The organism is Nostoc sp. GT001 (genome assembly GCF_030382115.1).
In the GTDB taxonomy this organism is placed as follows: Bacteria; Cyanobacteriota; Cyanobacteriia; order Cyanobacteriales; family Nostocaceae; genus Nostoc.
In genome coordinates this window covers 1309062-1324004 of sequence record NZ_JAUDRJ010000003.1, presented here as the reverse complement: position 1 = coordinate 1324004, position 14943 = coordinate 1309062, and the positions used below count along the sequence as shown (strand labels likewise).

Annotated in this window: 4 protein-coding genes and 3 pseudogenes; 2 read left to right on the top strand and 5 right to left on the bottom strand. The window is 42.0% G+C overall.

All coding sequences use genetic code 11. The annotated features are described in order from the left end of the window. Window positions 1–42: 42 nt before the first annotated feature. Window positions 43–240, bottom strand: a pseudogene (locus QUD05_RS08315) (AEC family transporter); the annotation flags it as partial. 102 nt (window positions 241–342) lie between these two features. On the opposite strand from QUD05_RS08315, the gene QUD05_RS08310 reads away from it, so the two are divergent. After that, complete coding sequence (locus QUD05_RS08310) at window positions 343–1152, top strand: M15 family metallopeptidase (protein WP_289795649.1); 810 nt, start codon at window positions 343–345, stop codon at window positions 1150–1152. 302 nt (window positions 1153–1454) lie between these two features. Here QUD05_RS08310 and mrdA read toward each other — a convergent pair. Next, a pseudogene (gene mrdA, locus QUD05_RS08305) lies at window positions 1455–3277 on the bottom strand (penicillin-binding protein 2). Between the two features lie 308 nt (window positions 3278–3585). Here mrdA and QUD05_RS08300 point away from each other — a divergent pair. Continuing rightward, a complete protein-coding gene (locus QUD05_RS08300; protein WP_289795648.1) occupies window positions 3586–4713 on the top strand; it encodes an ABC transporter ATP-binding protein in 1128 nt (375 codons plus the stop codon). A gap of 126 nt (window positions 4714–4839) precedes the next feature. Here the strand turns inward: QUD05_RS08300 and QUD05_RS08295 are convergent, their stop codons facing one another. From QUD05_RS08295 to QUD05_RS34335, 3 genes and pseudogenes are all read right to left on the bottom strand, one after another. Continuing rightward, window positions 4840–6738, bottom strand: a complete 1899-nt coding sequence (locus QUD05_RS08295) for a PAS domain-containing sensor histidine kinase (RefSeq protein WP_289795647.1) — start codon at window positions 6736–6738, stop codon at window positions 4840–4842. A 337-nt stretch (window positions 6739–7075) separates the two neighbouring features. Next, window positions 7076–12862 (bottom strand): trifunctional serine/threonine-protein kinase/ATP-binding protein/sensor histidine kinase, encoded by a 5787-nt coding sequence (locus QUD05_RS08290; RefSeq protein ID WP_289795646.1) that lies wholly within the window; start codon window positions 12860–12862, stop codon window positions 7076–7078. Between the two features lie 73 nt (window positions 12863–12935). After that, a pseudogene (locus QUD05_RS34335) lies at window positions 12936–14744 on the bottom strand (GAF domain-containing sensor histidine kinase); the annotation flags it as partial. Between the last annotated feature and the right edge of the window lie 199 nt (window positions 14745–14943).

Here is a 14943-nt window from a genome sequence, read left to right as displayed (position 1 = left end):
GCTTAAATTAGAACGATAAGATGCGTTTTTCTTGGAGTTTCAAGCGATCGCAGGTGCAATCCAAATTTGCCCTGATAAACTAGATTGACGCAAAAACGATACTATGCTTATGGGTACTCCCACTCAAAAAAGAAACAGTCCCAAACGTGTAGGAACTGTCACAGGTAGTTTGCGTCCCAGAATAAAACTTACCAGGACTAATCCTCCCAGCTTGACGTATAGTTCTAAAAGGTTTGTCAAGATTGCGCCCAAGAACCACAGATGTAAAATGCTACCTGTTACGTTTACTTTTGTCCAGTGCAAAATCTGTTATGGCTATTCCACAAAAACAGGAGTTTACCTTTGAATAAGGCAGGGTTTTCTGGAAAACCGCAAAACTCATCGAATGACCTTGGTGATGATATTCCAGTGGCTGTACGCGATACCCCTGTTGCAGCACCTAAAATTTGGTTGCAACCCCGAATTATGCTGATTGGGGGATTTGCGGGATTTGTCTTGCTCGCTTTAATAAGCGGTTTTTTGTTTTTCCTCACTGCACCTAAAAAAACCGCAGATTCTCAACCTTTACCAGCTACTTCTGCTACTACAACTCCAACTCCGCCAGCATCTAATAATTCCAGCGATACTGTATTAGGGCATTTTCCATACCCAGAAGCCCCTGAATCAGAACTAGTAACCATCTCCGCAAATAGGGGCATTAGAATGCGAAAACCTGCTGCCCAAAAGTTTGAGGAGATGGTAGCAGCAGCCCGGAGTTCAGGTGTAATTTTACTACCAATTTCTGCCTTTCGCTCAGTCAAAGACCAGGAGCAGTTGTTTTTTGCTGTCGGTGCCCAGCGAAATCAAACGCCAGCACAACGAGCTGCCCTCAGCGCTCCTCCTGGTCATAGCGAACATCACACAGGTTATGCAGTGGATGTTGGAGACGGAGCAGTACCAGCAACTAATCTCCAAACAAACTTTGAAAATACCAAAGCTTATCGGTGGCTACAAACAAATGCAGCACGTTTTGGCTTTGAAATGTCATTTCCCAAAGATAATGCTCAAGGTGTGAGTTATGAGCCGTGGCACTGGCGTTTTGTAGGCGATCGCAATAGTTTAGAAATGTTCTACAAAGCCAGAAACTTAAAACCCGCTCAGATATCGCCATAAAAGACAGGAGTCAAAATAATTCGTAATTCGTAATTATTATCCCATGCACGCCACTTGCTCTACTTGGGGAAACTCCAAGACCGCAGTGGCTTATAAATACACTAGGTCTGAATAAAAAATCAAATTTATTTTTTTATCAATAAATTGATTAGGTTTGTACCCTGAATGAATTATTAATTACGAATTACGAATTATGCTTCCCCTAATGGAGGCTGAAGCACCACTTCCTTAAGGGCTGGACAATACCCGCGATGTCTTTAGCGATCGCATCATCGCTATCACAAAACGTAATTGCGAATTGTTTAAGGACTCTTAGGCGCTGGTTTCTGATACTTACCTGGATACTTGCGCTGAAAATATTCCTCCATAATTTCTAAGATCATCGGCGCAGCAATGCTACCACCACCGCCACCGGAATGTTCAGCAAATGCCACAATCAGAACTTCTGGTTGTTCAGCTAGGTGCATAGGCTCCAAACCAAGCGTGATTTTGCTTAACACGCCCCTTCCACGCTTCAGCAGTGCCACTCTTGCCAGCCACAGGGGGAACTGTTGGCTGCTTTAAAGCTTTACCCGTACCTTCTGCTACTACTTTCCGTAGTCCCTGACGGAGAACACTTATGGTTGTCGGCTTCATATTTAAAGATTCTCGCCAGCTTTTTGCTTCTTCATTGTCTTTAAGCAAATGCGGCTGGACTCGATAGCCACCATTAGCGGGCACAGCAAACATGATGGCGACTTGTAAAGGTGTCGTTTGTAAAGCACCTTGACCAATTGACATATTAATGCTGTCGCCTACAGTCCAAGGTATCTTCCAAGTTTTCTGCTTCCATGTCTCATCTGGCACTAAACCTTTTGCCTCTTCGTTGCCAAACTCAAAGCCAGTTCTTTTACCAAATCCATACTTACGAGTCCATTCAATTAAAGTTGGGCCGCCGACTCCGCGACCAATTTGATAGAAGAAAGTATCACTACTCCACTGCAATGCTCCGACAAAACCCAATGGCCCGAACCCGGCGTGATTCCATTCACCAAATCGGGTGCCACCAAAACTCAAAGAACCGTAGGTTTGCAGGACTGTGCTAGGAGAAAATTTACCTGATTCTAGACCTAGCTGTGGTGGTAACAATTTTGAAGGTACTAGCGGGTGGAAAGGCGCTGAGGGCGCGATTTACCAAGGGATGATCGGCACCTTGGACAAATTCCCAATCTTTTTGGGTGAGCTTCTGTTTTGAGAAAATATTTGGGTCAAAGGTGGGATGAGATACCATTGCTAAAACCGCACCGTTCTTTGGATCAAGAGCCACGATCGCACCGTCGCGATCGCCTAAAGCTTTTTCTGCGGTCTTTTGCATATCTAAATCTATGGTCAAGTGCAAATCGTTACCAGCTTTCGCCTGTTTCTCACCCAAAACCCGGAGCGGGCGACCTGCACCATCAACTTCTACTTGCTGACCACCCCATTCACCCCGGAGACTTTTCTCATAAGCTTTTTCCGCTCCCATTTGACCAATCACATCACCCAATCTGTAACCTTCCTGCTTCTTTTCTTTTAACTGCTCGGCGGTCAGTTCTCGCGTATAACCTAATACATGAGCTAATTCCTTGCCGTGGGGATAATATCGAACGGCCTCTGTAGAGATTTCCACGTCTTGAAGTTCGGCTTGATACTCCTTCAATGCTGTGATTTGCGCCTCGTTCAAGTCACGAGCGACCCGAATCAGTGAAGAAGAGTTAGCACCTGCCTCTTCTAATTTCTTTTCCATCTCTTCTTGGGTAACTTCGAGAATTTGAGATAGACGTGCCCCTACAACTGACCATGCTGGCTTGGTATGTGCCATCGGCCACAAATATACAGAGCGAGGATAGCGAGTACTGGCTAAAAGTTTGCCATTGCGATCAAAGATATTGCCCCGTTCTGGTTGTTTGGGGATCATCCGAATTCGATTTGACTCGGCTCGTTTTCGGTGGCTTGCTCCTTCAGTAATTTGCAAATATGCCAAACGAACACTGATACCAGTGATCATCAGTAGAGTAAATATAATTAAAAATATCGGCTGGAAACTCTTTCCAACTGTACGTGTATTTTTTTGTCCGCCAAGTGGAGATGGATTCAATAAACTCATAAGCCAAAGAGGATTTCAAGATTAATCAAAATTCAAAATGAATAAACGCAATTCCGGCCAGCCTTTTAGCAATTGCTAATATGCAATTTTAAGGTATGTTAACTTCATTACAGAATATTTATCAGCAAAATAGTATATAAAACTACCATAATCTTATTATCCTTACTGAGTATAAAAGAATCGGGCGAGTATATTCTTGAACAATTGTTTTTGGCGGATACAATAAACCAAAGTGTCAAATATAGTCTGCCCAAAAGACTAGAGCAATTGACAAAATAACGTAATATCACGGCATTCTACTGAGGATTATGGCTCAAATTGTCATGCAAAATCAGAGGGGGATAACAAGTTTTCAGCCACTTGATGTTGAACTGCGTAACGTCTTCAAGTTTTTTAACCAAGAAGCAGCAGTAAATGGAATTGATTTGGATGTCAGACAAGGAGAATTTTTTAGTATTTTAGGCCCCTCCGGTTGTGGTAAAACAACAACACTGCGCTTAATTGCTGGGTTTGAAATTGCTGACGCTGGTAAGGTGTTTATTCAGGGTCAGTCCATGACTAATGTGCCCCCTTACCGCCGACCCGTCAATACTGTATTTCAAAGTTACGCTCTATTTAACCACCTGAATGTCTGGAATAACATCGCTTTTGGACTGCGGTTAAAAAAAATACCCAAATCGAAAATTGAAGCTAGAGTCCAAGAAGTTTTAAAACTGGTGAAAATGGAAAGTTTGCGATCGCGCTTTCCCAATCAACTTTCTGGTGGTCAACAGCAGCGAGTAGCTTTAGCAAGGGCTTTAGTCAACCGTCCCACCGTGGTACTACTGGATGAACCTTTAGGGGCGTTAGATTTAAAACTACGTAAAGAAATGCAGGTTGAGTTATCAAATTTACACAAAGACTTGGGGTTAACCTTTGTGATGGTGACACACGACCAAGAAGAAGCATTGTCTTTGAGCGATCGCATTGCCGTAATGAATCAAGGCAAAATTGAACAAGTTGGCACTCCCAGCCAAATTTACGAACGTCCCTGTACATCTTTTGTTGCTGATTTTATTGGTGATACTAATTTATTCAGTGGTGAAATCGTCGCGGTAGACTCCTCTAATATTAAAATTTCCACAAAAATGGGACTATCAATTGTTATTAACCGCGCTGAAGATACACCAACTGAATTATCACAAGCTGTAGTAGTGAGTGTGCGTCCAGAAAAAATACAGCTTTCGCTGTATCCACCTAATTTGCCAGTTAACTGTTTTGAAGGACGGCTTGTCAACGTTATGTATTTGGGCACACACGTTAATTATGTTATGCAATTAACAAATGGCATTAGCATTAATGTGTTGCAACCTAATACTTTTGGCACTTTACCAGACCGCGACACACCTATTTACGCTTGGTGGTCAGAAACTGATTGTTTAGCTATTAGTCAATAGTCACAATAATTCGTAAAGGGGCTTGAAAGCCGAATGAATTAATTATTAATTTTGTCCGTAATTACGAATTACGTTAGCGTAGCGTTAGCGACGCAGGAGCGTCATTACGAACTACGAATTATTTGGTCAATGCTGAATTGGAATTGTAATTACAAACTCTGTTCCTGCTGCTGGTGTTGAATGACATTCCAGTTTGCCACCATGTGTTTCTGTAATAATTTGATAACTGATAAACATTCCCATACCTGTCCCCTTCCCTACAGGCTTGTTAGTGAAAAACGGATTGAAAACTTGTTGTTGAATCTGTTCTGACATACCTATTCCATTATCAGCGATCGCAATTTTTACCCAACCTGAATCTATGACTGATGTCCGAATGGCGATCGTGGGAGTTAACAACCCAGATGTTAAATTGTCTATTCTTAATTGTGCATTCTCAATTGTCCATTCTTCTAAAGCATCAATGGCATTCGCCAATATATTCATAAACACCTGATTGAGTTCTCCACCATAGCATTCCACTAAAGGTAATGTGCCGTAGTCTTTGATGACTTGAATGGCTGGAAGCTTTGTTGTTTCTTGCAAGCGATGTTGTAATACCATTAAAGTACTGTCGATACTTTCGTGAATATCTACTGCTTTAAACTCGGCTTCATCTATGCGTGAGAAAGTTCTTAACGACAGCACAATCTGACGGATGCGCTGAGTACCAACTTTCATCGAACTCAATATTCTTGGTACATCTTTTTGGATGTACTCTAGGTCAATTTCCTCACACAAAGCCTGAAATTCCGACTTATTACCAGATTGCTGCTGATGGTGAATTATTCGCAACAGGTCTTGAGTATATTCCTCTATATAGGTGAGATTACCGTGAATAAAATTAACGGGGTTGTTGATTTCGTGAGCAACTCCAGCCACAAGTTGACCCAGACTAGACATTTTTTCTGCTTGAATCATTTGTGCTTGAGTTTGTCTGAGTTCTTGAAGAGTTTGTGCTAAATTTTCTGTTTGTTGTCGCAATTGGTCTTCCATCTGTTTGCGTTCACTGATATCCCTAGCGACACAAACAACCGTGTTTTCGCTCATGCTGGCAATATTCGCCTCAAACCAAACCTCTTGCCCACCTATAGGCAAGCTATATTCTACCTTCACAGTTTTTTTAGTTAAGAGTGCTTGTTGAATAGAGTTGAGAAAATAGTCGGCACAAGCAGAGGGTAAAACCTCATATATTTTTCTGCCCAGCAGTTCCGCAGGAGGTTGGTAGAGTAAGGGCGCACCACTAGGAGCGATTTTTAAGTATCTTCCTTCGGCATCCAAGACAAGAATCACATCCTGCATAGCGTTGAACAAAGCGAGTAATTCGGCTTGCGAGGCTTTGATTAATTCTTCAGCTTGTTTGCGACTGCTGATATCGCTAATAGCGCCATGAAGACCAATAATTTCACCATCTGAATCGAAAATTGGCGAAGCCACTGACCTCATCCAGCACCAATTTCCATCCTTTTTTTGGTGGCGAAATTCTATTGCGATTCGCTGTCCTTTGGTTTCCACCATTTCTTGAATTTTTCTCTGAGCTAGAGGGAAATCATCAGGATGAAGCAGGGGGGCAAAGGGTTGACCAAGTAGGTCTGAAGGTTCCCATCCTAAAACATTTTTATACTGTGGTGAGACATAAGTAAAAAGACCTTCCACTGACATAGAGAAAATCAGGTCGCTGATATTTTCCACGAGTTGGCGATACTTAGCTTCACTCTCAGCCAAAGCACTTGCCGCCGCTTGATGATGCCGTCCGCGAATTTTATTTGTTGATTCCACCAAGGCAGAATTATCTACCAATTTCGACTGTAATTCTATCAGTTGTAAATCCTGTGGGACTTCATCAGTAACTAATTCCCAAATTTGATGTTGTTCGGCTAACAGCATAGTTGAATATAGGTTTTGCAATGCTTCTAGCTGTTGTAGCAATTGGGTATTTTGCTGACGTAAAAGCAATATCTCTTCATTGATTTTTTCAGTACACATGTTCAACTCCGATTTAGTTTATTTAGAGCCAGTCCTGAGTTAGGCAGGACTTACGCAAAAATTGCTAAAAGCTTAATTTAATTTATCCAATTGCCTTCTCTTCCAGAGGCTTCCGCTAAGGTAAAGCGTCTCAGAAGATGCCTTTTCTGCATGAACGCTACGCGATCGCGTGCAAGTGGGGTGACAGAATAGACCTCTTGCAAAAGTGACTTTTGCTTTCCGCTTGAGGAAAGGGTAAGAAGAAATTCCATCCCTTTCCCCTTTACCCCTTACCCTTTCCCCTACAAATGCCAAGAAGTCTAATCTTCTTAGCTAAAGCTGGTCTACTCAGTACTGTTTATTGCCGCACTGGAATTGCAATTACAAACTCTGTACCTTTTCCTGGAGAGGAGTTGCAGTCTATTGAACCCCCGTGTTTTTCCACAACAATTTGACGGGCGATCGCCAACCCTAATCCTGTACCTTTACCCACAGATTTCGTAGTAAATAAATGGTCAAATATCTTTGATTTGACTGCTTCACTCATTCCTTTGCCATTATCTGCAATGGCAATTTTTACGAGATTATCTGTTATGGAAGTGGTAATATGAATGCGGTTAGGATTGGCTTGAATATCTTCAAAACTTCGTCCGAAATTCGATTCATCTAAGGCGTCAATGGCATTTGCCAAAATATTCATAAACACTTGATTTAGTTGCCCAGGAAAACATTCAATCAAAGATAAATTTCCGTAGTTAGTGACAACTTCAATCGCGGGACGTTGTTCGTTAGCTTTCAGACGATGTTTGAGAATTAAAATCGTACTATCGATACCTTCGTGAATTTTGAATTGCACTTTATCATCTTTATCGGCACGAGAGAAAGTGCGAAGACTAGTGCTAATATTTTTGAGTCTGTCGCACGCCATTGTCATCGAATCAAGCATTTTGGGCAAGTCTGATAAGCTATATTCCAAGTCAATTTCTTCGGCATGGTCGAGGATTTGTTCGCTCTTATCGGGTAAAGTTTCTTGATAGAGTTTTAAGTGGTCAACAAGATCAGTAAACGTTGGTTTAGCTTGTTCGAGACTGGCAGCAATAAAACCTAAAGGATTATTCATTTCATGGGCGACACCAGCAACTAAGTTACCCAAAGCAGACATTTTCTCACTTTGAACAATTTGTAATTGCGCTTGTTGCAATGCCAGTTCTGCTTGCTTGCGATCGCTAATATCCAAAAACAACCCATCCCAAACCAATGAGCCATCCGCGCGCCGTTCAATTCTAGATTCGCCGTGAACCGACTTAACGATTCCTGAAGGGGTAATGATTCGACCCTCCCAGCACCAAGGAGATTGAGTTTGAACTGTGTCAGTCCTTGATTGCTGGTAAGAAGCCACATCATCTGGATGTACCATTTTCTCGAAAAACTTTGGTTCGGCAGCAGCTTGCTCTGGCGTAATTTCGTACAAATTGTAACAGTCACCACTGATGTAGTTTAGCGAGAGGATGCCATCAGCACTCATCTGGTATTGAAAAACCACCCCAGGCACGTTGTCTACAAGTTTTTCAAAACGAGAGTTACTCGCACTCAATTGGGCAAACGACTGTTCTAATTGTTGGGCATATTCTAAGGAACGTTCATACAGTCGGGCATTTTCCAAAGAAATTGCAGCTTGAGCGCAGAGTAGATTGAGAAGTTCGATGCGATCGCTTGTAAATGCTCCCGTTGCTAAATTATTTTCGAGATATAAAATGCCCATCAACTTCCCTTGATGCAAAATCGGGCTGCACAAGATACTTTTCGGCTGCTGACGCATGATATATGGATCGTTGGCTAAAGCCGGATTGGCACTTGCATTCACCAGCACAGCAGTTTGCCTATCATGCAAGACTTTGTAAATCAGTCTGTGGGGAATGTCCTGGCTATCTTCAATCGGAAGACGCTGCAAGACAACTGGCTTTGAACCTATGGTAATCGACCCTTTGATTAACAGGCGATCGTCTCGCAACAGCATAAACACGCATTTATCAGCCCCAGCATTTTCAATGACGATCTCAAGCAATGATGAAAGCAGTTTTTCAAATTCGATTTCACCTGAGATAGTATGAGAAGCTTTGAGAATGGCAGCTAAATCTAAAGCAACAGATGCATTACTACTGTCGGAAATGCTGGAACTGATGGATGTAACATTTGCCAATGAGAACATTGTGTCTCTAGTGGAGAAGGGAGTATGGATTTGCTGGAGGATAGGGGCTAGCAGTTGCAGATAGTGTCTTTCCAGATCGGCAATTTTGGCTTTTGCACCCCATTTTGCGTAACAATAGTAAGCTTCTTGTATATAGCCTGCGGCAAATTTTTCTTTGCCCCATTCGAGGCAGAATTTGGCTGCAAGTTCGTTTGCTAAGGCTTTTTCTTGGAGGTAGCCATTGACTTCAGCTCCAGAAATAGCGCGATCGAACAGTTCAATTGCTTCTGTTTTTTGTCCTGATAAAACGCTTAAAACTGCATTCACGAGATCGTATTTATGAGCAAAGTTTTCAGGACAACTAGCTGCCCATAGACTCAGTTGCGCTTGGTTTGATTTAACTTTTTGGATGTAACTATTGTCTAAACCTAGAGAATGAGTCCGGCAGTATTCAGCGATCGCAATAGATTGATAAAAATTGAGCGCTGCAACCTGATATTTTCCAGTAATTGTACCAACGAGGTCTTCAGCCCCCTGAGCCGATTCCAATGCCTCCTCATAGCGCCCGTAAAAACAGAGAATTTTAGTTTTTAGGAGCAAATAGTGACAAATTGCATAATCACTGTTGTTTATCCTACATGTTTCAAGATGCTGCTGTTCAGTCGGGATATCAAGAGCATGACTGGCTGTAAGTTCAGCAAGCGCAATGTTTAATCCAGAGAGTACATCCACAGTCAGCTGATAGTTAAGTTTCTTGGCACAAAATTCTAAATATTCAGGAAGATTTTGCTGAATTTCTAATAAACTTTCTCCTGCATAAAATGGATTGAGCAGCTTGTACATCAAAAGATTACCTGAGAAAACCATCTCCCCAGACTGTAGCCCAGCCACTAATCCGCGATCGAAAATCGGCCCAGAGCAACGCAAGGGGCGCACCCAGGAAAGCAAATTATTCCCCAGCATATAGCAAGCTTTACATAGATTTTCTGCTTGCTTAAATCGTTTGGCTAAACTTTCTGCAAGTACTCCAAATTCATAGCCAGATTGATAGTTGCTCTGATAATATCCGAGATACATTCCATAGGCGGAAAATCCATTTCCTGATTCAGCTATTACGCCAAAATTGAGAGATACTGAAACCATCGATAACGCGACGACAAAGTATAGCTCTCCTTTTTGGAGAACATAAACAGGGACGATTAAATTATTCAAGATTTTGATAATCAGGCGTTTTTCTGGATCGGTGGTCTCTGGTTCATCAACGAGCTGCTCTATTGTGCGATCGCCTAATTTCAATTGAATCTCACGTTGGTAATATTCAAGTTTTTCTGGTAAGTCTATTTCTGATAAATCAAAATTCAAGCAAGACAATGCCTTTTGTCCATACTGAAGTGCTTGGAGGTACTGACCTTGCAATGTGAACATCAAAATTGCTAGGTTAAAGGCTTCAGCTCTTTCAATTTGTTGTCTTGCAAAGCTAGAAATCGTTTCAACAATGGCTAGAGAAGATTGAAAATCCCCAGACAAATACTTAACTTCTGCGAGATTGAAATAAACATCTAAAGACTTTTCATAACATTGCTGCCAACTATCTGGAGGTAATAAGCTCTCAGCTACCGTAAAGTAGTTAACAGCAACCCCATAGGCAGTAGACTCTTTAGCCTTTCTCCCGGCAATAGAGTTTAGCTGTAAAAGTTCTGAACGTTCTTCCTGGCTTTGATGAAGTACAAAGCCCTCATTTAAGTGATTGACGATCGCAAAAATTTTGCTGCCTTGTTCTTCTGGCGAAACATTAGCAAGCAGAAGTTTGCCAATTTGGAAATGGGTTGCTTGTCTCAAAGTTTCAGGAATGAGAGAGTAAGCGGCTTGCTGCACTCGGTCGTGGAGAAACAAATAACTAACAGTAACGTTATCAACCGCTTCTACATCGTCTTCCTTTCCTTGGAAAAACTTGTAGGTTGAGTTTTCTGGAATCACTAACCCCTCTTGAAGCGATCGCCACAAATCTGCTGCTACACTATCTTGAGTAGCTTCACAAACTACTGCTAATGTTTCTAAATCAAATCGATTACCAATGCACGCCGCTAGCTTTAATACTTGCTGTGTTGCTTCTGGTAGCCTCTGCAATCGTCGGATCGTAAATTCTACAACATCATCCGTCAGAGCTAACTGTGTCACTTGGGTTAAGTTACACTGCCAATAGCCGGAGGAACGATTGAAAAAAATACATTCTTCCTCGTGCAGTCCGTACAAAAACTGAATGGTGAAAAATGGATTTCCCTGAGTTTTTTGGTAGACCAAGTGCGAAAGCGGCGCTGCAATATTATTTGAACACTGCAATGTATCGGCAACCAAACTGGTAATATCTAATTCATTCAAAGCAGCCAACATCAGAGTATTGAGATTGACACCTTGTTTTCTAATCTCATTCAGGGTTAGCATCAGCGGGTGGGCTGAAAAAACTTCATTATCTCGATAAGCTCCGAGTACGAGTAGATAGCCTGCTTCTGACTCGCTCATCAACAATTTCAAAAGGTTCAAAGAAGCAGAATCGGCCCACTGCAAATCATCGAGGAAAATCACTAAGGGATGTTCTTTTTTCGTAAATACCCGAATAAATTTGCCAAAGAGCAGATTAAACCGATTCTGAGATGCACTACCAACCAACTCGATTATCGGGGGTTGGGAACCAATAATGCATTCTAGTTCGGGAATGACTTCAATCAGAACTTGTCCGTTTTCACCAACAGCAGCAAGCATTTGCTCCTTCCAGTGAGCTAATTCTGTATCGGATGCGCTGAGGATTTGTCCCATCAAGCTGCGAAAAGCTTGGACAAAGGCTGAAAACGGAATGTTGCGATTGAACTGGTCGTACTTTCCTTTGATGAAATAGCCGCACTGTTGGGTGATGGGTTTGTGGACTTCATTCACCACCGTAGTTTTGCCAATACCAGAGAAACCAGCCACCAGCATTAGTTCAGAACTGCCGCTAGCAACCCGCTCGAAGGCTTTGAGTAAAGACCGAACTTCTTTTTTCCGTCCGTAGAGTTTATCGGGGATAATGAAGCGATCGCACATATCATGCTGTGCAATTTCAAAACTTTCAATCTTACCCGAAACTTGTAACTGATGCAGACAATTTTCTAAATCAAATTTTAGTCCCAAGGCATTCTGATATCTCTCTTCAGCATTCTTCGCCATCAATTTACTGACAATTTTTGATAGTACAGATGAAATTTCTGAATTAATTTCGTGTACTAATGGTGCGATTTTTGCAATATGAGAATGTACCAACTCCATTGGATTGTTGGACGCAAAAGGTAACTCTCCAGTGAGTAATTCGTAGAAAGTTACACCGAGTGAGTAGAAGTCTGTGCGATAGTCAATTCCCCGATTCATTCTGCCTGTTTGTTCAGGGGAAACATAAGCAAGTGTCCCTTCTAACACATTAGGATTTACGAGGGTTTGGGTTTCTCTTGGTAAAAGTGATGCAATACTAAAGTCAATTAATTTAACTTGTTTTGTTTCGGGATTAATTAATATATTGCTAGGTTTGATATCTTTATGGATAATGCGCTCTTGGTAAAGCAAATCTAAGGTGTCGCACAGAGTGATCGCGATCGCTAAAAATTCTTGTAGAGATTGGAGATTTCCTCTTATTTTCCACTCACTGAGAGAAATTCCGCCAAAATCTTCCATGACCAAAGCATAGCCATTTTGGTAAGGTTCTAGGCTATAAGTTTGGACAATTAGAGGTGAGTTGAGATTTTTCGCAATGACATACTGATTGCGAAACGACAAGAGTTCGCTGAAATTGGGATAAGGATTTTTCAGCAGTTTGATTGCTACTCTTAAGGAGTCAGTTTCTCGAACTGCTAGATAAACCACGGTTCTCGAACCGTTGTAGATTTCTTCGGTAATGTTATATCCGGGAATTCTCACAAAAGTGGCTACCATATTGCTGAAGAAGTGATGATTTACAGATATAGTGTTCCCAGATATATCAAGTGATTTATATAAAAGTAAATATTTACACCTTAATTTCGATGATAAATTCACTACCCTGACCAACAACAGAGTTACAACTCAATTTGCCGCCGTGAGTTGATTCCACAATTTGACGGGCGATCGCTAATCCTAAACCCGTTCCTTTTCCCACAGATTTCGTAGTAAATAAATGGTCGAATATCTTTTGTTTGACTGCTTCACTCATCCCTTTGCCATTATCAGCAATGGCAATTTTTACATAGTTATTTTCAATAGAAGTGGTAACTGTAATTCGGTTGGGATTGGCTTTGATATCCTGAAGATTACGCCCGATATTCGATTCATCTAATGCATCAATAGCATTGGCTAAAATATTCATAAATACCTGATTTAATTGACCGGGAAAACATTCAATTTGAGGGAGATTGCCGTAGTTGGTGACAACTTCGATTGCAGGACGTTGTTCATTTGCCTTGAGACGATGTTTGAGAATGAGAATAGTGCTATCAATACCTTCGTGGATATTAAACGGCACTTTGTAATCGCGATCGGCACGAGAGAAAGTGCGGAGACTGGTGCTAATATTTTTCAGTCTGTCGCACGCCATCGTCATGGAATCAAGCATTTTGGGCAAGTCTTCCAGGCTATATTCCAAGTCAATTTCTGATTCATGGTCTTCGATTTCTTCACTCTTATCGGGTAAAGTTTCTTGATAGAGTTTTAAGTGGTAAACAATATCAGTAAACGTTGGTTTAGCTTGTTTTAGACTGGCAGCAATAAAACCTAAAGGATTATTCATTTCGTGGGCAACACCAGCAACTAAGTTACCCAACGCAGACATTTTCTCACTTTGGATCATTTGTAATTGTGCTTGTTGGAGGTTATGTAAAGCAATTTCTAGCTGTTGGGAATACTCTAGCGATCGCTCATACAGTCGGGCATTTTCCAAAGAAATTGCCGCTTGAGCGCAGAGTAAGTTGAGAAGTTCGATGCGATCGCCACTAAATGCCCCCGTTGCTAAATTATTTTCTAGGTACAAAATACCCAGCAACTTGCCTTGATGCAAAATCGGGCTGCACAAAATACTCTTGGGCTGCTGACGCATGATATACGGGTCGCTGGACAAGGCGGGATCTGCGGTTGCATCCAGCAGCACAACAGTCTGTTTGTTGTGGAAGACTTTGTAAATCAGCTTGTGGGGAATATCCTGACTGTTCTCGACAGGAATTTCCTGCAACAAAACTGGCTTGGAACCTGTGGTCATTAAGCCTTTAATCAGCAGGCGCGAATCTCGCATCAACATGAACACACACTTATCAGCTCCGGCATTTTCAATGACAATCTCAAGCAACGATGCAAGCAGTTTCTCCAGTTCGATTTCGCCGGAAAGAGTCTGGGAAGCTTTGAGAATGGACTTTAAATCCAGGCTGTCTGAGATGCTACTGCTGGAACTCGAAGAACTGGTGGAGGTGACACTCCCCAGGGCGAAGACGGTTTCGTAGGTGGATAAGGGAGAACGGCTTTGCTGTAATATGGGGGCAAGTAATTGCGGATAGCGGTTTTCTAAATCAGCAACTTTGGCTTTTGCACCCCAACGGGCATAGCCATAGTAAGCTTCAGTCAGGTATTCCCTAGCGATGCGTTGTTTGCCCCACTCCAGGTAAAACTTTGCTGCAAGTTCATTTGCTAAGGCTTCTTCTTGAATGAAACCGTTGGCTTTAGCGCCCGCAATGGCCCGCTCATAGCCATCAATTGCCTCCGAGATATTGCCCAAAACTCGACATCTTTCTGCTGCCAAGAGAGGCACCTTGTGCTGGTGATTCATAGGGGCATTCTCTGCCCAGGTCGATAGGTTAGCGTGATGCTGTTCCGCTAAAGCAAGTAATTGTAACTGCTCATCCTCAGACTTACCTGCTACCACCGCTAAATAGGTTAACCCCCCATAGAAATGCAAGGCGGGAATATGCAGCATTCCAGCAATACCACCTAAATATTGGTTAGCTTCATTGAGATATTCAAGGGCGCGGTTATAATCACCATACAAATAAGCC